17 protein-coding genes and 1 pseudogene are annotated in these 20,531 nt (G+C 71.8%); 13 read left to right on the forward strand and 5 right to left on the reverse strand.

Features of this window, described 5'->3' with window-relative positions:
* Nucleotides 1-54 precede the first annotated feature (54 nt).
* The 6 genes from SCK26_RS02620 to SCK26_RS02645 all read left to right on the forward strand — a co-directional run bounded on the left by SCK26_RS02620 (nucleotide 55) and on the right by SCK26_RS02645 (nucleotide 6,830).
* Nucleotides 55-1,293, forward strand: a complete 1,239-nt coding sequence (locus SCK26_RS02620) for an FAD-binding protein (protein ID WP_318205888.1) — start codon at nucleotides 55-57, stop codon at nucleotides 1,291-1,293.
* 238 nt (nucleotides 1,294-1,531) lie between these two features.
* Nucleotides 1,532-2,698: a 2-deoxy-scyllo-inosose synthase gene (locus tag SCK26_RS02625; protein ID WP_318199600.1), complete on the forward strand. Its 1,167-nt coding sequence runs from the start codon at nucleotides 1,532-1,534 to the stop codon at nucleotides 2,696-2,698.
* A complete protein-coding gene (locus SCK26_RS02630; protein ID WP_318199601.1) occupies nucleotides 2,698-3,429 on the forward strand; it encodes a cupin domain-containing protein in 732 nt (243 codons plus the stop codon). Before SCK26_RS02625 ends, SCK26_RS02630 begins: the two co-directional genes overlap by 1 nt.
* Nucleotides 3,426-4,223 carry an SDR family NAD(P)-dependent oxidoreductase gene (locus tag SCK26_RS02635; protein WP_318199602.1) on the forward strand — a complete coding sequence of 266 codons (798 nt, stop codon included), beginning with the start codon at nucleotides 3,426-3,428 and terminating at the stop codon, nucleotides 4,221-4,223. The genes SCK26_RS02630 and SCK26_RS02635 overlap by 4 nt, the downstream gene beginning before the upstream one ends.
* Before the next feature lie 29 nt (nucleotides 4,224-4,252).
* Nucleotides 4,253-5,533 (forward strand): DegT/DnrJ/EryC1/StrS family aminotransferase, encoded by a 1,281-nt coding sequence (locus SCK26_RS02640; protein WP_318199603.1) that lies wholly within the window; start codon nucleotides 4,253-4,255, stop codon nucleotides 5,531-5,533.
* Between the two features lie 28 nt (nucleotides 5,534-5,561).
* Nucleotides 5,562-6,830, forward strand: coding sequence for an ATP-grasp domain-containing protein (locus tag SCK26_RS02645; RefSeq protein ID WP_318199604.1), 1,269 nt, complete (start codon nucleotides 5,562-5,564; stop codon nucleotides 6,828-6,830).
* A 252-nt stretch (nucleotides 6,831-7,082) separates the two neighbouring features.
* On the opposite strand, the gene SCK26_RS02650 is transcribed toward SCK26_RS02645, so the two are convergent.
* Together SCK26_RS02650 and SCK26_RS37905 are read right to left on the reverse strand one after the other, a co-directional pair.
* Nucleotides 7,083-7,763, reverse strand: coding sequence for a flavin reductase family protein (locus SCK26_RS02650; RefSeq protein WP_318199605.1), 681 nt, complete (start codon nucleotides 7,761-7,763; stop codon nucleotides 7,083-7,085).
* Nucleotides 7,764-8,228: 465 nt separating this feature from the next.
* Nucleotides 8,229-8,355 (reverse strand): annotated as a pseudogene (locus tag SCK26_RS37905) (FAD-dependent monooxygenase); the annotation flags it as partial.
* A gap of 165 nt (nucleotides 8,356-8,520) precedes the next feature.
* On the opposite strand from SCK26_RS37905, the gene SCK26_RS02660 reads away from it, so the two are divergent.
* The 4 genes from SCK26_RS02660 to SCK26_RS02675 all read left to right on the forward strand — a co-directional run bounded on the left by SCK26_RS02660 (nucleotide 8,521) and on the right by SCK26_RS02675 (nucleotide 13,687).
* Complete coding sequence (locus SCK26_RS02660) at nucleotides 8,521-9,426, forward strand: 5-dehydro-4-deoxyglucarate dehydratase (protein ID WP_318199606.1); 906 nt, start codon at nucleotides 8,521-8,523, stop codon at nucleotides 9,424-9,426.
* Entirely contained in the window at nucleotides 9,423-10,697 is a 1,275-nt protein-coding gene (locus tag SCK26_RS02665; RefSeq protein ID WP_318199607.1) for a glucarate dehydratase family protein, read from the forward strand. The genes SCK26_RS02660 and SCK26_RS02665 overlap by 4 nt, the downstream gene beginning before the upstream one ends.
* Nucleotides 10,698-10,794: 97 nt before the next feature.
* The gene (locus SCK26_RS02670) at nucleotides 10,795-12,306 is read left to right on the forward strand and encodes a sodium:solute symporter family protein (RefSeq protein WP_318199608.1); all 1,512 of its coding nucleotides are present in this window, start codon (nucleotides 10,795-10,797) and stop codon (nucleotides 12,304-12,306) included.
* Nucleotides 12,307-12,364: 58 nt separating this feature from the next.
* The gene (locus SCK26_RS02675; protein ID WP_318199609.1) at nucleotides 12,365-13,687 is read left to right on the forward strand and encodes an SGNH/GDSL hydrolase family protein; all 1,323 of its coding nucleotides are present in this window, start codon (nucleotides 12,365-12,367) and stop codon (nucleotides 13,685-13,687) included.
* Nucleotides 13,688-14,447: 760 nt separating this feature from the next.
* Here SCK26_RS02675 and SCK26_RS02680 read toward each other — a convergent pair.
* Entirely contained in the window at nucleotides 14,448-16,019 is a 1,572-nt protein-coding gene (locus tag SCK26_RS02680) for an alpha-L-arabinofuranosidase B (RefSeq protein ID WP_318199610.1), read from the reverse strand.
* A 370-nt stretch (nucleotides 16,020-16,389) separates the two neighbouring features.
* Here SCK26_RS02680 and SCK26_RS02685 point away from each other — a divergent pair, with 370 nt between their 5' ends.
* A complete protein-coding gene (locus SCK26_RS02685; RefSeq protein WP_318199611.1) occupies nucleotides 16,390-16,851 on the forward strand; it encodes a hypothetical protein in 462 nt (153 codons plus the stop codon).
* Nucleotides 16,852-16,938: 87 nt separating this feature from the next.
* Here the strand turns inward: SCK26_RS02685 and SCK26_RS02690 are convergent, their stop codons facing one another.
* Nucleotides 16,939-17,484: a TetR/AcrR family transcriptional regulator gene (locus tag SCK26_RS02690; RefSeq protein ID WP_318199612.1), complete on the reverse strand. Its 546-nt coding sequence runs from the start codon at nucleotides 17,482-17,484 to the stop codon at nucleotides 16,939-16,941.
* A 174-nt stretch (nucleotides 17,485-17,658) separates the two neighbouring features.
* Between SCK26_RS02690 and SCK26_RS02695 the strand changes: the two genes are divergently transcribed.
* On the forward strand, nucleotides 17,659-18,057 hold the full coding sequence (locus SCK26_RS02695) for a nuclear transport factor 2 family protein (RefSeq protein ID WP_318199613.1): 399 nt from the start codon (nucleotides 17,659-17,661) through the stop codon (nucleotides 18,055-18,057).
* A gap of 123 nt (nucleotides 18,058-18,180) precedes the next feature.
* Here SCK26_RS02695 and SCK26_RS02700 read toward each other — a convergent pair whose 3' ends face one another.
* Nucleotides 18,181-19,194 (reverse strand): LacI family DNA-binding transcriptional regulator, encoded by a 1,014-nt coding sequence (locus SCK26_RS02700; RefSeq protein WP_318199614.1) that lies wholly within the window; start codon nucleotides 19,192-19,194, stop codon nucleotides 18,181-18,183.
* A 345-nt stretch (nucleotides 19,195-19,539) separates the two neighbouring features.
* Between SCK26_RS02700 and SCK26_RS02705 the strand changes: the two genes are divergently transcribed.
* The gene (locus SCK26_RS02705; RefSeq protein WP_318199615.1) at nucleotides 19,540-20,505 is read left to right on the forward strand and encodes a glycoside hydrolase family 6 protein; all 966 of its coding nucleotides are present in this window, start codon (nucleotides 19,540-19,542) and stop codon (nucleotides 20,503-20,505) included.
* The last annotated feature ends 26 nt before the right edge of the window (nucleotides 20,506-20,531 follow it).

Below are 20,531 nucleotides of genomic sequence, written 5' to 3' on the forward strand. Positions count from 1 at the left end.
TCCACGCCTGCCGCTTCCACGCCCGGCGCTCACCCGTCTCCCGCCTCCGCGCCCGTGGCCAACTGGGCCGGAAACGTCGTGTACCAGGCCCCGCGAGTGCACCGTCCGGCGTCCCTGGACGAGCTACGGGCCCTGGTCGCGCGCAGCGACCGCATCCGGGCCCTGGGCACGGGCCACTCCTTCAGCCGGGTCGCCGACAGCACCGGTGACCTCGTCCGCCTGGACGCGCTGCCGCCCCTGCTGGAGGTCGACTCCGCCCGTCGTACCGTGACCGTCGGTGCGGGCATGCGATACGCCGACCTCACCGCGGCGCTGCACCGCGCCGGGTTCGCCCTGCCCAACCTGGCGTCCCTGCCGCACATCTCGGTCGCCGGCTGCGTCGCCACCGCGACCCACGGCTCCGGGGACGGCAACCGGTGTCTGTCGGCCTCCGTGCGCGCCCTCGAACTCATCGCCCCGGACGGCGAGTCGACGGTCGTCGACCGGGAGAGCCATCCCGATACGTTCGCCGGCAGCGTGGTCGCGCTCGGCGCGCTCGGCATCGCCACCCGCGTCACCCTGGACGTCGTCGACACCTTCGAGGTGGCCCAGCGGGTGCGCGTGGACGTCCCGCTGGACGAGATCGGCGCGCATCTGGACGAGGTCTTCGCCGCGGCCTACAGCGTCAGCGTCTTCACCGACTGGCACGGCGAGCGGGCCTCGGTGTGGCTCAAGCAACGCGTCGGCGCCACCGGCAGCGGCTGGGCGGGAGGACGGGCCGCGACGCGCCTGCTGCATCCCGTGCCCGGCATGCCGCCCGGCGGCAGCACGGAGCAACTGGGCGTGCCCGGGCCGTGGTTCGAGCGCCTTCCGCACTTCAGGCCGGACCTGGTGCCGGGCGCGGGAGAGGAGTTGCAGTCGGAGTACTACCTGCCCAGGGCCGCCGCGGCCCAGGCAGTCGCCGCGCTGCGCGGTATCGGAGGGCTCCTCCAGCCGCTGCTGCACATCGCCGAGGTGCGCACGGTGCGCGGGGACGACCTGTGGCTGAGCCCCGCCTACCGGCAGGACTCCGTCACCTTCCACTTCACCTGGATCGACAACCCCGCCGTGCGCACCGCGATCGCCGCCGTCGAGGAGATCCTGACACCCCTGGGCGCACGGCCCCACTGGGGCAAGCTCACCCTGCTTCCCCCGGCCCGGGTGGCCGCCCGCTATGAACGGGCCGCCGACTTCGGGCGCCTGCGCGCGCACCACGACCCCGGCGGCAAGTTCGGCAACGCCTTCGTGGAGGAGATGTTTCCGCTCCCGAGCTGAGGCGGTCATGCCAGGGCAGGCAACATACTTGCCAATGACTCTGCCCAGGTCAAGCACCTTGCTATCAGCGGCTTCGCGGCAGCCCGCACCCGAACTGACCGCACGCTCCAGTACGTCCGCACCAGAACTTACTTGCCAAACATTGCCAACTTGTTGGCACGTCTGGCAAGGTTCTTCCCGGCGGGCCCGGCACCCCGGTTCCGGGCCCTTACATCCCCTTCGTCTTCATGGAGTTGACATGACCGTTCAGGCCGGACCGCGTTCCGGACTCGACCGACGAGTCCGCTTCGGCGACGTCAGCTACGACTTCCACGTCCGACACGGCCGCGCCGCCTGGGACGACCTGCGGGTGCGCCTCGGCGACCTCGACGCCGACCGGTTCGTCGTCATCGCCGACCAGGGCCTGCCCGAGGACCTGGTGGCCGCGGCCGAACTGAACCTCGGCGCGCTCGCCCCGACCCTGGTGATCCGGGCGCGGGCCGAGGAGCGGGAGAAGACCCTCAGCGTCCTGGACCGGCTTGCCGAGCAGGCCCTCAAGAGCGGTATCACCCGCCGGTCGGTGGTGGTCGCGCTCGGCGGCGGTGTGATCGGCAACATCGCGGGCCTGCTCGCGGCGCTGCTGTTCCGCGGTGTCCGGCTCGTGCACATGCCGACCACCCTGCTCGGCATGTCGGACTCGGTGCTGTCCCTGAAGCAGGCCGTCAACTCCGGCTGCGGCAAGAACCACCTGGGCACCTTCCACGCGCCGGTGCTGGTGTGGAACAACCTGGACTTCCTCGCCTCGCTGCCGGCGGAGGAGATCCGGTCCGCCCTGTGCGAGATGATCAAGAACGTGCTCGGCATCGTGCCGGACCGCTACGACGAGGTCGCGAGCCTGCTGCGGACCGACGCCCGCTACTCCCCCGAGGTCATCACCCGGTTCATCGACCTGTGCGTGGACGCCAAGACCGCCGTGATGCGCGAGGACCACACCGAGAAACACGAGGCGCTCGTGCTGGAGTACGGCCACACCGTCGGCCACGCGGCGGAGCTGCTGACCGGCGGCCGGCTGCGGCACGGCTTCGCCATCGGCATCGGCATGCTCGCCGCCGCCCGGATGTCCCGCGAGCTGGGTCTCATGGACCGCTCCGACGAGCAGGCACACCACCGTCTGCTCCAGCTCAACGGCGCGCCCGTGCGGCTGCCGCAGGAGATCGACGCGGCGGCGGTGCTCGACGTCGTACGCCTGGACAACAAGCGCGGGTACGTGCCCGGGCGGTCCGGTGCGCTGGACTTCATCCTCCTGGAGGGACTGGGCCGGCCCCACCGGCCGGGCGGGAAGCTGATCACCCTGGTCGACGAGGACACGGTGCGGCTCGGCATCGAGTCCGTGCTCAGCGACCGCCACGCGCTGGCGGGTGTGTGATGGCGACCGTCACCCGCGGCGAGCGCCGCCCCTTCGGACCGATCGCGAACGACACCTCCGGCCCGGCCGTCACCCACCGGCAGGTGGGCGGCGAGGGGGTGTGCCGGTGGAAGATGCTGATGAACGGCATGCATCTGGAAGGCGAGTGGAACTGCGTCGAGTACGTGGTCATCGAGCCGGGCGGAGCGGTCGGCGAGCACGTCCACCTGCGCACCGAGGAGATCTACTACATCGTCTCGGGACGGGCCGTGGTCACCATGGACGGCCGCGAGATCGAGGTCGGGGCCGGAGACCTGGTCACCACGCCGATCGGTTCGGCCCACTCCATCGCCAACCGCGGCGAGGAGGACATGCACTTCTTCGTCACCGAGGTCTTCCCGGGCGAGGGGCCGTCCGCGAGCCCCGCGCGCCTGCACGTGCCCGATCTGCTGCCGGCCGGCGCCGGTGTCCGTGCGGCACACGTCGACCTCACGCCGTACTTCACCGGCGACTGGCGGCAGTTCCGCCTCCTGGAGGTCCCGGCCGGCGCGGCCGTGGAGGAGACGGTACCCGCGGAGCGCAGCATCGTGCTGCACGTGCTGGAGGGCAGCGCGGCCATCACCGTCGCCGGGCAGGAGTACACCGGCGGCCCCGGCCTGTCCGTGGCGGTGCCCCCCAGGTACGCGCACCACACGGTCAGCACCGGCACCGGTGCGCTGCGGCTGATCAGCACGGAGGTGGGCGTCGTATGAACCTCGGCCTGAACGGACGCGCCGCCGTCGTCACCGGTGCCGCCAGCGGGATCGGCGCGGAGACCGCGCGGGTGCTGGCCGCCGAGGGTGCCCGCCTCGCGCTCCTGGACCGCGACGAGGAACAACTCGCGTTGTTGGTCAAGGAGTTGTCCGAGCAGACCGAGGTGACCGGAGTGACCGGCGACCTGGCCGACGCCCAGGGGGTCACCCGGTCGGTCACCGCCGCGCTCGACGCCCTCGGCGGTGTGGACATCCTGGTCAACAACGTCGGCCAGTGCCGGGCCCGCCAGTTCGACGAACTCGGTGACGAGGACTGGCTGCGGACCTTCGAGATCAACTTCCTCAGTGCGGTCCGGGCCATCCGCCTGGTCCTTCCCGGGATGCGGGCACAGGGGCGGGGCTCCATCGTCACCAACGCCTCCGACCTCGCCCGCCAGCCCGAGGCCGGGCCGGCCGACTACCAGGTCTCCAAGGTGGGCCTGCTCAGCCTCACCAAGAGTCTCGCCCTGTCCGAGGGCCCGGTGGTGCGGGTCAACGCGGTAGCGCCCGGCCCGGTGTGGACCCCGCTGTGGACCCGTCCGGGCGGCTTCGCCGACACCCTCGGCACCGTGCACGGCCGCGACGCCCGGGAAGCGGTCGAGTACGAGATGAGCAAGCGCCAGCTGCCGCTGGGCCGGATGGGCGCGCCCGACGAGGTGGCGCGCGTCATCGCCTTCCTGGCCTCCGACGCCGCCTCGTTCGTCACCGGCTCGGTCTGGGGCGTGGACGGCGGCACCGTCCGCGGTCTGCTCTGACCCGCACACCCACGAAGGAAGCTCTCACCATGGGAACGCACCTGGCCGTCCACGGCGGAACCCCCGTGCGCGGCGCCCGGCCCTGGCCGCGCTGGCCCCGTCCCGCACCCGGCGCCGGCGAGGCACTGGCGGACGTGCTCACCTCGGGCCGCTGGTCGATCGCCAGCCCCCATACCGGCGAGCCGACCCGTGAGCGGCGTTTCGCCGCCGAGTTCGCCGCGTACCTCGGCACCGGTCACTGTGTGCCCACCGCGAGCGGCACCGCCGCCCTGATGACGGCGCTGGAGGCCTGCGGGATAGGGGCGGGTGACGAGGTGATCGTGCCCGCCCTGTCCTGGGCCGCGACGGCGTCGACCGTGCTCGGCGTCAACGCCGTACCGGTCTTCGCCGACGTCCGCCCGGACACGCTGTGTCTGGACCCGGCCGCCGTCGAGGCCGCGATCACGCCGGCGACCAAGGCGATCGTGGTCGTCCACCTCTACTCCGCCCTGGCCGACCTGGACGCCCTCCAGGCCGTCGCCGGACGCCACGGGCTGGCCCTCGTCGAAGACGCCGCCCAGGCCCACGGTGCCGGCTACCGCGGTCTGAAGGCGGGCACCTTCGGAGACGTCGGCACCTTCAGCATGCACCACACCAAGGTGCTGACCAGCGGTGAGGGCGGCGCGGCCGTCACCGACGACCCCCAGCTCGCCCGCCGCATCGAGCACCTGCGCGCGGACGGCCGGGTACGCGGCACCGCCGCGCCCGTCGCCGGCCTGCCCGAACTGGTGGAGACCGGCGAGCTGATGGGCAGCAACCGTTGCCTGTCGGAGTTCCAGTCCGCCCTGCTGAGCGCCCAACTCACCGAACTGGACGCGCAGAACGCCGTCCGCCGGGACAACGCCGCCCTCCTCGACCGCCTCCTCGGCGACGACCTCGGCCTCGTCCCGCAGCGCACCTCGCCCCACACCACCGAGCGCACCTACTTCGGGTACGCCGTCCGGCTGCCGGACCATGTCGTCGAAGCCGTCCCCGCGACGGCCGTCGCCGAGGCCGTGACGGCCGAACTCGGCCTGCACGTACGCCCGGTCTACCAGCCGCTGTACGCCAGCCCGCTGTACGACCCGGCCTCACGGCCCCGTTTCGCCATCAGCCCGGACCACCTCAAGCGCGTCGACCCCGCCCCGTACGACCTTCCCGTCGCCCACCACGCCAACCGCTCCTTCCTCACCTTCCACCACAGCGCGCTCCTCGGCACGACGGCCGACATCCACGACATCGCCGAGGCCTTCGGGCGCGTACTCGACCACCACACCCACCTGACCCACTGAGCACCGCCCGCCCCTTGTGAGGGAGACGATGACCAGCACCGCTCCTGCCCAGTCCGTCGTGATCGTGGACGGCTACTCCAACGCCCCCGCCCTGATCGAGGCGTTCGCCGCGCACGGCTACCCGGCCGTGCACGTCCTCAGCTCGGCCGAGCCGCACGCGGCCATGGTCCAGCCCCGCCCCGAGGACTACGCCGACTGGCTCGTCTGCCCGGACGAGTCCGCTGTCGCGGCCACCGTGGCACGTCTGGCCGAGTGGAACCCGCTCGCCGTCATTCCCGGCCAGGAACCCGGTGTCCGCCTCGCCGACACCCTCGGCGAACGTCTCGGCCTGCCCGGCAACGGCACCGCCCTCTCCCCGGCGCGCCGCGACAAGTACCGGATGATCGAGACGCTCCGTGCCGCCGGCATCCGCTGCGCGAAGCAGCTCAAGACCCACTCCCCCGACGAGGCCGCCGACTGGGCCCGCGCGCTGGGCACCACACCGGTCGTGGTCAAGCCCCTGTCCTCCGCCTCCGCCGACAACGTCTACATCTGCCACACCCCCGACGAGGTGACCACCGCGACCCGGCGGATCCTCGCCTCCCGCACCGTCTTCGGCGAGGCCAACACCGAGGTCCTCGTCCAGTCCTTCCTCGACGGCCCCGAGTTCTCCGTCGACACGGTCTCCGCCGGCGGCGCCCACTACCTGGCGGACGTCTGGCACTCCCGGCGCCGGAACATCGGCGGCGGGCGGCAGATCTACGACATGGCCGTCCTCCTCGACCCCGACGACGACCCCGTCCCGGCCCTGTTCGCCTATGTCCGCACCGTCCTGGACGCCCTCGGCATCCGCCACGGACCGGCTCACGCCGAGATCATCCTGACGCCGCAGGGTCCCACCCTGGTGGAGATCGGGGCGCGTATGAACGGCGCCATGATCCCCGACTTCTACGACCACGTCCTCGGCACCGACGTCGCGCGTCTGACCGCCGACGCCTACACCCGGCCGGACCACTTCGCCCGCGCCTACGGCGGTCGTACCTACCGTCCGCTGCGCTCCGCCGCCGTCTACGAGGCGCCCACCACCCTCGACGGCGTCGTGGACAGCGTGAACGACACGGTCGTGGACAAACTCTCCGCGCTGCCCAGTGTCTACGCGCTCGCCCTGCGGTCGGGCCCCGGCAAGCGCATCCGCCCCACCACGGATCTGACGTCGAGCCCCCTGCGGGCTCTGCTCGCCGGCCCCGACGAACAGGCCCTGCTGCGCGACCGCGCGGTCATCGACGACCTCAAGGACCAGATCTACGACATCGGTTGAACCCCGGGGACAGAAGGGCCCGGAAGCCGGAGCCGGCTTCCGGGCCCCGCGTCGCCGTGGCGATGAGTACCGGTTCCGGTGGCGGGCTGGCCCGACGCCGAAGACGCGTCGCGGCGACGCGGCCATGGACGATCGCGGTACGCCGCCTTCGGCCATGGCCGCGCGCGTGTCGGGGCCGGTGACGGTCGGGCGGTGCATGGGCAGCGGTCCGCCGAAGTGTCCCGACGTGCTCGTAGCGTCCTGCCGACGCTGTCACTCGTGTGCGGCAGAGGGGCGCTCCATCGGCGTGTCGATCGAGGCCGCCTTCACCGTCTCCGAGCGGAAGCCGTATCCGACCTCCGGTGCCAGGCCGTGATAGTGGCGGAAGTTGTAGATGAGCGGGCTCCAGCGGGCAGGGTCGATGTGGTGCGTGCCCGGCACGACGACGCGTTCGTCGGCGTGGACGCACAGTACCTCGCACTCGACGCTGAAGAAGAGGCCCGCTCCACCCGGTGTCAACTCCCGCGCCCGGGCCTCCAGTTGCAGCCCGCACTCGGCGACCCGCGGTGGCTTCACGAGGCGGGAACCGGCCGGCGTGAGCCCGGACGCGGTGAACTTGTCGGGCTCGTGGCGGTACACCGCCCGCTTGCTCTCGGGCACCGGGTCGGCCCCCGTGAGCGGCGCCAGGCGCTCCACCCGTTCCCACAGTTCCGGAGAGGCCACGTTGATCACCAGCTCGGGGCGTGCGGCGAGGTTGCGCGCGGTCTGGCTCTCCCGGCCCACCCCCAGGACGATGTGCTGTCCGAGCGCCCAGGCGGAGGAGATCGGGGCGAGGTTGAACGTGCCGTCATCGTTCTCGGTGGTCAGCAGGACCACGGGCGTGCCGAAGTAGAGGATGCTGGGCCGGATCACTCGGTGCGTGTCCGCCGTCGCTCGGCGGGTGTCGGTCGTCATGCCGGGAGACGCTAGAGGTGCGATGTTTCGATGGGTACCGAAGTGTCGGCCGACGACAATGGCGCCGGGAACGCCTCTCGCAGCTGTGCCGGTGGGCGCGGGCGCCGCGGCCGTGTTCCAGCACGCGGTCCAGGAGTCCTGGCCGGTGACCGCCGGGGACTTCCGCGTCGTAGGGACGGCCGATCAGGGACGCGACCCCTTCCGGCGGTGCCTGGGCCTGACCGGCGAGGCGCTCACCGCGCGCCGGTCGAAGCAGACCCGCGAGCCGCCACGGCCGCCGGGTCCGAGGTGCCGGTGCCGTCGGCTCACCGGCCCTGCTCGAACAGGGTGATCAGGCGCCGGGGCGCGTCCGCGCCGAAGATCAGTTCGTTCAGCCGGGCCCCTTCGGCGGCGGCCTCGGCGCTGCGCGGGAACATGGCCCGCTCGTACGCGGCGAGCGCGGCCTCGGTGTCGTCGCGGTGCGCGGCGAGGGCTCGGGGAGGACTCCGCCTCGTAGACCGTGGCCGGGATGCCGTGGACGTGGAGGACGCGGGGCCAGTGTGCGGCCGCCGAGCCCGGCACCGATGATCGGTCCGAAACTTTCGGACGGCATTCGGCTCCTTACGGCCCGCCCTCACCGCACGGATCAACCCTCGACAGCGCAGACAAACCGCTGCACACACCTTGACCCGGCTCCGCGGCCGACCATACATTCCCTCCGACCATTCGTCATTGTGACGACCATTCACATATGTGACAACCGCCGGATGAGGTCAGCGTGCTAGAGGGCATTCTCTTCTTTCCTGTCACCCCTTTCGCCAAAGATGGTTCGATCGGTACCGCGAAACTTTCGGAGCATCTGCGCGCGGGGATCGAGGCCGGGCCCGGCGGTGTCTTCGTCGCCTGCGGCACCGGCGAGTTCCACGCCCTGGACCTGGAGGAGTTCGCCTCCGCGGTGCGTACGGCGGTGCGGGTGGCGGACGGCCGGGTGCCCGTGTTCGCGGGCGCCGGCGGCCCGCTGCCCCTCGCCCGGCGGTACGCGCGGGCCGCTGAGGAGGCCGGCGCGGACGGGCTGCTGCTGATGCCGCCGTATCTGGTGGCGGGGCCGCCCGCCGGACTGGCCGCGTATGTGCGCGAGGTCGTCGCCGCCACTTCCCTGAAGGTCATCGTCTATCAGCGGGGCACGGCCCGGTTCGACGTTCCCGCAGCCCTCGAAGTCGCGCGCCTGCCACGGGTGGTGGGACTGAAGGACGGCACCGGCGACCTGGACCTGCTGGCCCGGATCGTGACCGCCGTCCGCGCGGACCCGGCCACCGGCGGCCGGGACTTCCAGTTCTTCAACGGCATGCCCACCGCCGAGGGGACCCAGCTCGCCTACCGCGGCATCGGCGTGGAGCTGTACTCCTCGGCGGTGTTCTGCTTCGCCCCCGAGACGGCCCTCGCCTTCCACCGGGCCCTCACGACCGGCGACGACGAGCTGGTCCAGCGGCTGCTGGCCGGCTTCTTCCACCCGCTGATCGCACTGCGCGAACGCGTGCCCGGCTACGCGGTGGCCCTGGTCAAGGCGGCCGTGCGCCTGCGGGGTCTCGATGTGGGAGGGGTGCGTCCGCCACTGACCGATCCGACGCCCGGCCACCTCGCCGAACTGGAGGAGATCATCGCGCGGGGTGAGGCGATCCGATGAGCGAGGACCTGCGGATATCCCGCATCGACATCACACCGGTGGCGTTCAAGGACCCCGCCCTCCTCAACGCCGTCGGCGTCCACGAACCCTACGCGCTGCGCGCCGTCGTGGAGGTGACGACCCATCAGGGCATCACCGGGCTGGGCGAGACCTATGCCGACGAGGGCCACCTGCGCAGGCTGCGCTCGGCCGCCGACGCGATCACCGGCATGGATGTGCACGCCCTCGGCCCGATGCGCCGCCGTATCGCCGAGGTGATCGGTGACGACCGCGGCGGCGACGGCCACGGGCTGACCGGCATGATCACCACCAGCAGCACGGTCGACCGGGTCTTCTCCCCGTTCGAGGTGGCCTGCCTGGACATCCGGGGCCGCGCCACCGGCCGGCCGGTCAGCGATCTGCTCGGCGGCGCCGTCCGCGACCACGTCCCCTTCAGCGCCTACCTGTTCTACAAATGGGCCGGCCACCCCGGACACGAGCCCGACGCCTGGGGGCCGGCCCTCGACCCGGACGGCATCGTGGCGCAGGCCCGGCGCATGATCGCGGAGTTCGGCTTCGAAGCGATCAAGGTCAAAGGCGGTGTGATGCCGCCCGAGCAGGAGGTGGAGGCGGTCCTCGCGCTCCGCCGGGCGTTCCCGGGCGTCCCGCTGCGCCTGGACCCCAACGCCGCCTGGACCGTGGAGACCTCACTGAAGGTGGCACGCGAGCTGGAGGGCGTCCTGGAGTACCTGGAGGACCCGACGCCCGGCCAGGAAGGCATGGCGCGGGTCGCCCGCGAGGCCCCGATGCCGCTGGCCACCAACATGTGCGTGGTCGCCTTCGACGAACTGCCCTCCGCGGTGCGCGGCGACGCGGTCCAGGTCGTCCTGTCCGACCACCACTACTGGGGCGGCCTGCACCGCTCCACGCTGCTCGCCGGGATCTGCGCCACCTTCGGCATGGGGCTGTCCATGCACTCCAACTCCCACCTCGGCATCAGCCTGGCGGCGATGACCCACCTGGCCGCCGCCACCGAGAACCTCACCTACGCCTGCGACACGCACTGGCCGTGGAAGGACCCGGCGGAGGACGTGATCGTCCCCGGCGTGCTCGGTTTCCGCGCCGGCTCGGTCGCCGTCCCCCGCTCCCCCGGCCTCGGCGTGGAACTGGACCGCGACGCGCTGGCCCGGCTGCACGAGCAGTACCTGCGCTGCGGCCTGCGCAACCGGGACGACACCGGATACATGCGTCGGCTGGACCCGTCGTACGAGAAGAAGTCACCGCGCTGGTGACACCCGGCGGACCCCGGCCCGGGCCCTGCCGGTCCGCCCCGGCGTCCGCGCGTCTTTCCGTCCTTCACGACAAGCTTCACGACAAGAAGGTCCTTCCATGCACTGGCTCGACTGGACCGCCGTAGGCGCCTACTTCCTGGTGATGCTGCTGATCGGCCTGTGGTCGCACCGGCGTGTCGACGACGTCTCCGACTACTTCACCGGCGGCGGCCGGATGCCCTGGTGGCTGACCGGCATCTCGCACCACATGTCCGGTTACAGCGCCGCCGTCTTCGTCGCCTACGCCGCGGTCGCCTACGACTACGGCATCACCGTCTACGTCTGGGCCTTCCTGCCGCTCGCCCTCGGCACCGGCGTCGGCGCCTGGCTCTTCGCCCCCCGCTGGAACCGGCTGCGCGAGCGCTACCAGGTCGCCTCCCCGCTGGAGTACCTGGCGCGCCGCTACAACCTGCCCACCCAGCAGGCCCTGGCGTGGAGCGGCACGCTGCTCAAGGTGTTCGACGTGGCTGCCAAGTGGGCGTCGGTGGCGGTGCTGCTGAAGGTCTTCACCGGTATGTCGATGACCCACGGCATCCTGCTGACGGGTGTCGTGACCCTGCTGTACTGCACGGTCGGCGGGCTGTGGGCGGACGCGCTCACCGAGTTCGGGCAGTTCGTCATCCAGGGCGTGGCCGCGCTGTCGATGATGTGGGTCGTGCTCGACCGGCTCGGCGGCGTCTCCGGGCTCGGCACGCTGTGGCACCGGCTCCCGGCCGGACACACCGACCCCCTCGTCGGCCCCTATACGGCCGGCTTCCTGACCGCGTACGTCGTCGTGAAGCTCTTCGAGTACAACGGCGGCATGTGGAACCTGGCCCAGCGGTACATGGCCACCGACTCCCCGCGGTCGGCCCGCCGTTCGGCCGGGCTGTCGGCGGTCCTCTACCTGGTCTGGCCGGCCGTACTGCTGCTGCCCGCGGTCGCCGCGCCGGTCCTCATGCCGCACATCGCCGACCCGCAGCAGACCTATGCCCTGATGGCGCGGTCGTACCTGCCCATGGGCCTGGTGGGGCTGACCCTCGCGGGCATGTTCTCGCACACCATGGCCATGGCCTCCTCGGACGCCAACGCCATCTCGGCGGTGGTCACCCGGGACATCCTGCCCGCCGTCCTGCCCGGTTTCCGGGGTGCGGGCACCGAGCGCGGTCTGCGGGTGGCACGGGTGGTCACGGTCGTCTTCATCACCGTCTCCATGGTCGTGGCCATCGAGGCGGATCACTTCGGCGGAGTGCTCGGGATCATCGTCGGGATGGTCGCGGCCGTCATGGGTCCGATCTCCATCCCGATGCTGCTCGGGCTGCTGCCCGCCTTCCGCCGCTGCGGTCCCCGGGCGGCCCTCGCCTCCTGGGCGCTCGGCCTCGGCGGCTATTTCCTCGTCAAGTACGGCCTCGACGGGGCCTCGCAGACCACGGTGGTCGTCACGCCGCTGGTCACCTCTCTCGTCGTCTACACGGGCCTGGGCCTGATCCTGCCGGAACCGGACGCGGAGGCGGACGCCGTGGTCGCGGCGGTCTCCGGCCCGGAGCCCGGAGCGGGCCCGGCCCCGCACCCGGTGGCGGAACAGGCCTGACACCCGCCGGTCACCTCCCGGCGGCCGGCCGCCCAACCCAGATGGAGGAACCCCTCTCATGAAGAGAACAGCGTCGTTGCTGGTCGCCGCCGCGGCGGCCGTCGTCACGGTGGGCTTCACGCCTCACTCGTCCTCCGGCACACACGACGCGCCGAGCGGCAGATCCGCTCCCGCGCGGTCCGCGGCCCTGACGACCGGCAGCGGCCACTGGCTGGACACCTGGGTGTCCATGCCCCAGCTGACCGAGCCGGGCAACATGCCGCCGGCCCCGTTCACCCAGGCCGACCGCGTGTTCGACAACGCCACGCTCCGCCAGACCGTGCACGTCGCGGTGGGCGGCAAGCGGGTGCGGCTGCGTCTGTCCAACGCCTTCGGCGGCGCCGAACTGCCGGTCACCGCCGTCTCGGTGGCCCGGCCGGCCGGTGGCAAGGCGGGCGTCGGCGCGATCGCGCCGGGCAGCTCCCGGCGGGTGACGTTCGGCGGGCAGCCGGGGTTCGACATACCGCAGGGCGCGCAAGCGGTCAGTGATCCGCTGGACTTCGACGTGGCACCGGGAACCAACCTCACCGTGACGCTGTACCTCGCGCACGGGCAGGCCTCCACCTCCATCACCTCGCACCCCGGCTCCCGCACGACGTCCTACATGCTCGCCGGGGACCACCTGGACGACGCGGACCTGTCCGGTGCCACGACCGCCGACCACTGGTACTTCCTCAGCGGGCTGGAGGTGTGGTCGAAGCCGGCGGCCTCCGCCACCGTCGTCCTCGGCGACTCGCTGAGCGACGGCCGAGGATCCACGACCAACGGCAACGACCGCTGGCCGAACCTGCTCCAGGCACGGCTGGCATCCCGCTCCGGCACCGCGGACGTCGCGGTCGTCAACGAGGCGGCGGGCGGCAACCGCGTCCTCAGGGACGGGCTCGGCCCCAACGCCCTGGCCCGGCTGGACCGCGACGTCCTCGCCCGGAGCGGCGTGAACCGGCTCATCGTCTTCGAGGGCGTCAACGACATCGGCACCGCCGGTACGTCCCCGGCGGACGCCGAGCGGATCTCGGCCGAACTCATCGGCGCCTACCAGCAGATCATCACCCGCGCCCACGCCCAGGGCATCCGGGTCTACGGCGCCACCCTCACTCCCTTCGGCGGCAACGGCTACGACGACCCGGCCGGGGCCCACGAGTCGGCCCGGCAGAAGGTCAACCGGTGGATCCGCACCGCCGGCCGGTTCGACGCCGTCGTCGACTTCGACCGCGCGGTACGCGACCCGGACGCCCCCGGCACGCTCCGGGCGGCCTACGACACCGGTGACCACCTCCACCTCAACCCGGCCGGATACCAGGCCCTGGCCGACGCCGTCCCGGCCGCCCTCTTCCACCGCTGAGCGACACCTCGCGGCACGCCGCGACCGCGGACGGCCGGTCCCCCGGGGACGGAGGGGACCGGCCGTCATCTCGGCGGCACGACGGGCGTCAGGGGCCGGTGCGGCGGAGCCGTCGTTCACGGTGAAGCCGAAGGCGGTGCCGGCTCCCGGGCCGAGGGTGCCGTTCCAGGTGGCGTTGCGCGCCTGCCGGTGGCGCCGCCGGAGGTACCTCCACTCGTACCGGATGCCGCACCGTCCGAGTCGGTCAGTACGGGTGTCTGCCAGTCACGCCACTGCGCGAGGTCGCCCGCTTTGCCGGAGGAACTTGGAGAGGTTCTGTTGGAGCGGGGCCTTCCACTCGGGCCGGACGGCGCAGTGCGTGCCGTCCTGGACGTCGGCACCGGGCAGTCGGCGCCGTCGTTCTCGACGCCGTGGTCGGCCACCGTGGCGGTGACGGCTCTGGTGGCGGGACGGGCCTCGTGCAGGGTCGTGCCGACCAGCGTGACGGCACCGGCCAGGGCCGGGGCCGCCGGCAGCCCGGGGCGGCGGCGACGCGATCGGTCCGAGCGCATGGGACCTCCAAGGCCCGCGGAGGGCGGCCGAATGGGCGGTGGGAGCGCTCCCAGGCTAGGAATGCGTCACGGGAACCACAATGCGCGGGGCAGAGATTTTCGGGCCGATGTGGCCGATAAGCGAAACTTTCGCCTCGGTGGAGGCCGACGGCGGACGGCCGTGCCACCCCCTCGGGTGGCACGGCCGGTAACGGGTGACGCGCGGGGCGTCAGGCCCAGGGCGAGGTGACGACCCAGCTCGTGTCGTCGGCCCAGGCGGTGGCGTTGTCCCAGGTGTGGGAGCCGCCGTGGCTCGCAGCGTAGACGCCGTACTCGTAGTGGCGTACGAAGTCGCTCGGATAGTTGGCGGACCGGAGCGAGACGCCTTGGCCGTTGTGGCTCGGCTGCGGGCAGAACGTGGCGTCCAGCCTGGACAAAGCACCGCTGTCGATGCTGTCGACGCGCAGGCGGAAGTCGTAGTGGCGCAGGTACTGTCCCGGCTTGTCCGCCGACTCGAAGGACACGCACGAGGCGTCGCCCAGCCCCGCGCGCACGATCCAGGTGGCGGCGGCCTTGTCGGCGGACGGACTGGAGGAGGAGACCGCTCCGATGGCGGCGTTGCTGTCGGCGGTGTTGTGCCGCAGGTAGTTGGTGGTGCAGCAGGAGGTGGTGGCCCGCAGCGAGACCCTGGACCCGACGGCGGGGGCGCCGGCGAGGGCGGACGTGGCGTATCCGGCCGCGTTGATGTTGGCCTGTACGGCGTTCTCGGTGGCGTCCGAGGGGTAGCCGGACGTCAGGACGCCCTCGTAGAAGGTGCCGGCGGATCCGTTGCTGTTGTCGCCGCCGATGCCGAGGATGATGGCACCCTCCTTCTTCATCGGGTTGTAGCCCGAGGCGTTGGGACGCGGTCCGTCGTAGTAGGTGGACAGGCCGCCGGACTGGGCGTTGCCGGCGCGGATCGCCCAGTGGTTCGGTCCGCCCTTGACGAGGGCCGTGAGGAACCGGTGGCCGACACTGGGGTCGTTGGCGTTGTAGCCGCGGTTGACACCGGAGAACAGGCCGTTTTCGAGGTCGGCCATGACCCAGGGGCCGTTGCCGGTGCCGTAGCCCCAGGCCTTGCTGTTGCCGAAGTAGATGGTCTCCATCGTGCCGTTGCCGTTGTCCCGGCTGTTGGTCTCGGCGTTGCCGTAGTCGAAGCAGCAACCGCCGTTGTAGTGGGTGCCGTCGAGGATCGCGTACATGCCTTCCGGCTGGTCGCCGGTCGCGATGCCGTTGGTGGTGTTGTCGCGGTAGCCGGTGCCCGGTGCGATGAAGACGCCGTACGCCTTGTGGCCGCCCACGGTGACCGGCGCGGCGGACGCCTCGGCGAGGTTGTCGTACCCGCCCGCGGCGGGACCCTGGAAGCCTCCGGGCGGTGCCTGCGTGAGGTGGTTGCCGCGGCCGGACTGGTCGTAGACGACGGTGATGAGGCAACTCGTGCCCGCGCAGAAGGAGTCCTGCGCGGCGGCGTCGGCGTAGCCGCCCGTGCCGAGCACGCCGATGTCCCGGGTGGTGCCGTCGGAGGCGCGTTTCACCTGGTAGAGGCGGCTGTTGTAGGCGGAGTACAGGGCGCGGGTGGTGCTGTGCGCGGCGACGCAGGGCGTGCCGCCGGCGGCGTACAGGTCACAGGGCAGCGAGCCCGCGGCCGCGGCGTCGCCGTCGGCGGAGGCCCGTCCGCCGAGCAGGGCCGTGGCCAGGGCCAGCACGAGGGCCAGCAGGGCGAGCGGCCTGGCCCGCCCGAGGCGGGCCGGTGTCACAGACATGAGGGGCTCCTGGGGGGTGAGGGGCCGGTGGCGTCCCACCACCGGAGTCGGCGACCTGTAGATCATGCGCATGACAAACTGAACGAAGTGTCCGATATTTCGAATGCTGATCGCAGTGACGGACAAGGTTTGATGATAGGAAGCCCTTGAGGGGTGTCAACACATCACGCACGTCCGATACTTCGACCGTCGGAACGCGGCTCGCATCGAGCGGCACGGGCCGCGGTCGCGGAGGTGACCGGCCCCGGCCTTCCCCGGCCCTCTCCGGGCCACAGGCGGCCCACAGGCCGCCGGATTCCGAATTTTTATAGGCCGAGCCCTGACACTCGTTTCTTCCCTGCATCCTCATCCCCGGAAAGGGTGATGCCCGATGGAATTCACGCCGACAAAACGGGTTCTTTGCACCACCGCTGCCGTCGTGGCCGCGTTGTCCGCCTCGGCGGGCCTGGCGACGGCCGGCACCGCGAGTGCGACGGGAACTGCGGTGCCCTGGTCGACGACGTACGGTACGGCCGACGCCTCCGGAACCCGGTGGACCGAGCCGAGCGGCACCTCGACGGCTCTCGTGGTCAAGGGAGAACTCAGGAACACGGGCACCGCGTGTTATTCGGTCTGGGTCCAGTGGACCAATGACTTCATTTCGTACCCCTACCAGAAAAGCACCACCCAGTGCGGTGCCGGAGTCACGCCCGTCGACATCCGGCTGAGCCCCTACAAACTCACCACCAACGGCCATCTGAAGGTGTGCAAGGGCACCGCGGACACCTCTGCCTGCGGTTCGGAGATCTCCCTGACCACATGGCCGATCACCATCGCGGCGACTACCCGCTGAGGTCCGGGTGGGCCGGCGAACACAAACGCCGGCCCACCCGCGAGCCCGCTCCCAAAGCCCTCGGCCGCCGCAGGACGGCGGCTCCGCTCAGGACCTGAGCCGGTCCGACTGCGCGTCGAAACAGGCCCCGTCGGGCGACCCGGGGCCGGCCGCGCACAGTTCGGCCACCAGTTCTCGCGCGTACCGTTCGTCCGTTCCCGGGACCGAGAACACCACGCGGAAGTACAGGGGCGCGACGATCCGGTCGAGGACCCGCTCCAGCGTGGGGGGCGTCTCGCCGCGCCGGGCGGCGGCGTCCAGCGGACCCTGGAAGCGCGCGCTGACCCGCTCCAGGCAGGCGCGCAGGCCGGCCCGGCGTTCGTCCACGTCCGGCGCCACGTCCGCGCGGAAGAACGCCACGCCTCCCGGCCGGGACAGGTCCGTCAGCGTCCAGACCGCCACCCGCTCCAGGTCCGCGCGGAGATCACCGAGCAGTTCGGGCGTCTCCTCGTCCTGGCGCCGGTCGGCGACGTCGGCGAGGAGCGCCGAGGCCGTGCCCCAACGGCGGTACACGGAACTCGGGTTGACGCCGGCGCGGCGCGCGACCGCGGGGATGGTCACCTTGTCGGCGCCGGTTTCCTGCACGAGTTCCACCACCGCGCGGTGAACGGCGGCACGTACCCGGGCACTCCGTCCTCCGGGGCGGCTGGTTTTGCTTTTGTCGGGCATCCCTTCACTTTAAAGCAAAGAGTTGTGCTTTAGCTAGCGGTTCACCTACGCTGCCTAAGGCAAAGATCACCGCTTTAGCTGTTCTCCCGTGGAGGAACCATGTCCCCGTACGAGGACCGGTACGAGGCCGCCCACCGGCTCGGCACGCAGTTCCACGCCTGCCTCACCGCCGGTGACTGGGACGGCATCCGGGCCCTGCTCACCGACGACGCCACCTGGACGCTGCCCGGCGACAACACCATCTCCGGTACGGCCGTGGGCGCCGACGCGGTCGTGGAACGGGCCAGGAAGATCGCTTCCTACGGCCTCGACTTCCGGCTGCTGCACATTCTGGTCAGCCGCGAGAACATGGCGCTGTCCCTGCACAACACCGCCCGGCGCGGCGAGGTCCGCCTGGACGAGCACCTGTCCACCGTCTGCCGCCTGCGCGACGGCAGGATCGCGAACATCGAGACCTACCTCTCCGACGTTCCCGGCATGAACGCGTTCTTCGTGTGACGCCTCGGCGGCGGCCGGTCCCGCGGAGCCGGACGCCGCAGGGCTCGACCTCGTGACGAGGGCCGTCGGCACCGCCGCGCAGCCGGGGACCGGTCGAACAAGCGCCGGTCCCCGGCCCGGCCGTCAGGCGCTGGAGCGGGTGACCAGGCGGGTGGGCAGGATCAGCGGAGTGGGGTCCTGCCCGTTGACGAGCGCGACGAGCATGCGCGCCATCTCCCGGCCCAGTGCGCCGATGGGCTGGTGGACGGTGGTGAGCGGCGGGTCGGCGACCTGGGCGACGGCCAGGTCGTCGAACCCGACCACGGCGACGTCGGCGGGGACCCGCCGGCCCGCCGCGCGCAACGTGCGCAGCGCTCCCGCCCCCATGTTGTCGTTGGCGGCGAACACCGCGTCCACCCCGGGATGGTGCGCCAGCAGTGCGGCCATGACGGCGGCTCCGCCGGGCTCGGTGAAGTCGCCTTCCCGCGGCGGATACGGTGTGAGGCCGGCCGCCAGCATGGCGTCGCGGTAGCCGCGGTACCGGGCGCGCCCGGCCTCGGTGTCCAGTCGCCCGCAGAGCGCGGCCACGCGCGTCCGGCCGCGCGCGATCAGGTACTCGGTGGCCTCGCGTGCCCCGCCGGCGTTGTCGACGTCCACGTACCACCGGGGCACCCAGCCCACCGGCCGGCCGCCGAACACGACCGGGATCTCCGCCTCCTCCGCCATGCGGGCCAGCGGGTCGTCCTCGCGCAGCGCCATCAGCATGACGCCGTCGGCACTCCTGGCCCGCAGGAGTTCCTCCACACGCTTGCGGCCCCGGTCGGAGGCGGCCAGACACAGCATCAGATGCAGGTCGGCCTCCTCCAGGGCCGCCGACGCCCCCACGATCACCCGGGCGAAGAACGGGTCCGCGAAGATCGACGGGTCCTCCCCGGCGACGACCAGGGCGGCCGCCCCCGTCTGCCGGGTGGCCAGGGCGCGCGCGGTGGAATGGGGCACATAGCCGAGCCGGCGGACGGCCCGTTCGACCGCATCGCGTTTGGCGCGGCTGACGTGCGGCGCGTTGTTGAGGACGCGGGAGGCCACCGAGCGGGAGACACCGGCGAGTCCGGCCACCTCCTCGAGCGTCGGCTGCCGGCGCGGCGCGTCTGGTGCCATGGACCGTGAGCCTTCCCTCCGGGTGCGCAACCCTCGGCGACGAAAAACTGGAAGCGCTTCCAGCCATGGGACTGTAGGGCCTCGTTGTCGTCCTGTGAAGGGTGGTCGCACGTCGGCCCTTGACAGCGCCCCGGGCCCGCAACACGATACCGACCGACTCCCGAGCTTTTCCGTGCCGTCGGCCGCTTTCATTTGGGAGCGCTCCCAGTATCCTCTCGGAGTGTGCCGTCCGACCGGCAGGCCACCGGCTCGACGGGACGTCGTACCACCGCACTTCCTCAGCGCGTCGCACGCCCAGGGACAAGGGCGGGCGGCGCATCCCTGCCAGGAAACCGAGGTACCGTCATGCGCCGCAGACTCCGCGCCCTCGTCACAGCGCTCTGCGCACTGCCCTTGGCGCTCGCCGCCGCGCCCTCCGCCCACGCGGCCGATCCGACCACCATGACCAGCGGCTTCTACGTGGACCCCGACTCCAGCGCGAAGCGGTGGGTCGCCGCCAACCCCGGCGACGGCCGGGCGTCCGCGATCAACGCCTCTCTCGCCGGCACCCCGATGGCCCGCTGGTTCGGATCCTGGAGCGGCACCATCGGCACCGCCACGGGTGCGTACGCGGGGGCGGCCGACCGCTCGGACAAGCTGCCCCTCCTCGTCGCCTACAACATCTACAACCGCGACTACTGCGGCGGGCACTCCGCGGGCGGAGCCTCTTCGCCGTCCGCCTACGCGGACTGGATCGCCCAGTTCGCCGGCGGGATCGCCGCCCGCCCGGCCGTCGTCCTGCTCGAACCGGACTCCCTGGGCGACTACGGCTGCATGACGCAGGCTCAGATCGACGAGCGCGAGGGCATGCTCTCCGGCGCCCTCGCCCAGTTCGGCCGCCAGGCCCCGAACACCTGGGTCTACCTCGACGCCGGCAACCCGGGCTGGACGGCTCCGGCGACCATGGCCCAGCGCCTGCACGAGGCCGGCCTGCGACAGGCCCACGGCTTCTCGCTCAACATCTCCAACTACTTCACCACGGCCGAGAACACCGCCTACGGCAACGCCGTCAACAGTGAACTCAGCGCCCGCTACGGCTACACCAAGCCGTTCGTCGTGGACACCAGCCGCAACGGCAACGGCTCCAACGGCCAGTGGTGCAACCCCGCCGGCCGCCGTATCGGCACGCCCACCCGCACCGGCGGCGGCGCCGAGATGCTCTTGTGGGTCAAGGCCCCGGGCGAGTCCGACGGCAACTGCGGCGTCGGGGCCGGCTCCTCGGCCGGACAGTTCCTCCCCGAGGTCGCCTACAAGATGATCTACGGCTACTGATCCCGGCCTCTCCCTCCCCCACCGAC

Origin of the sequence: Streptomyces sp. SCL15-4 (genome assembly GCF_033366695.1) — a bacterium.
Lineage (GTDB): Bacteria > Actinomycetota > Actinomycetes > Streptomycetales > Streptomycetaceae > Streptomyces.

Excerpts from the sequence above, each read along its gene's own strand:
- SCK26_RS02700 (WP_318199614.1), bottom strand. The coding sequence starts at position 19,194 with ATGGCACCAGACGCGCCGCGCCGGCAGCCGACGCTCGAGGAGGTGGCC.
- SCK26_RS02680 (WP_318199610.1), bottom strand. The coding sequence starts at position 16,019 with ATGTCTGTGACACCGGCCCGCCTCGGGCGGGCCAGGCCGCTCGCCCTG.
- SCK26_RS02640 (WP_318199603.1), top strand. The coding sequence starts at position 4,253 with ATGGGAACGCACCTGGCCGTCCACGGCGGAACCCCCGTGCGCGGCGCC.
- SCK26_RS02665 (WP_318199607.1), top strand. The coding sequence starts at position 9,423 with ATGAGCGAGGACCTGCGGATATCCCGCATCGACATCACACCGGTGGCG.
- SCK26_RS02650 (WP_318199605.1), bottom strand. The coding sequence starts at position 7,763 with ATGACGACCGACACCCGCCGAGCGACGGCGGACACGCACCGAGTGATC.
- SCK26_RS02635 (WP_318199602.1), top strand. The coding sequence starts at position 3,426 with ATGAACCTCGGCCTGAACGGACGCGCCGCCGTCGTCACCGGTGCCGCC.
- SCK26_RS02695 (WP_318199613.1), top strand. The coding sequence starts at position 17,659 with ATGTCCCCGTACGAGGACCGGTACGAGGCCGCCCACCGGCTCGGCACG.
- SCK26_RS02625 (WP_318199600.1), top strand. The coding sequence starts at position 1,532 with ATGACCGTTCAGGCCGGACCGCGTTCCGGACTCGACCGACGAGTCCGC.
- SCK26_RS02685 (WP_318199611.1), top strand. The coding sequence starts at position 16,390 with ATGGAATTCACGCCGACAAAACGGGTTCTTTGCACCACCGCTGCCGTC.
- SCK26_RS02630 (WP_318199601.1), top strand. The coding sequence starts at position 2,698 with ATGGCGACCGTCACCCGCGGCGAGCGCCGCCCCTTCGGACCGATCGCG.
- SCK26_RS02705 (WP_318199615.1), top strand. The coding sequence starts at position 19,540 with ATGCGCCGCAGACTCCGCGCCCTCGTCACAGCGCTCTGCGCACTGCCC.
- SCK26_RS02675 (WP_318199609.1), top strand. The coding sequence starts at position 12,365 with ATGAAGAGAACAGCGTCGTTGCTGGTCGCCGCCGCGGCGGCCGTCGTC.
- SCK26_RS02645 (WP_318199604.1), top strand. The coding sequence starts at position 5,562 with ATGACCAGCACCGCTCCTGCCCAGTCCGTCGTGATCGTGGACGGCTAC.
- SCK26_RS02670 (WP_318199608.1), top strand. The coding sequence starts at position 10,795 with ATGCACTGGCTCGACTGGACCGCCGTAGGCGCCTACTTCCTGGTGATG.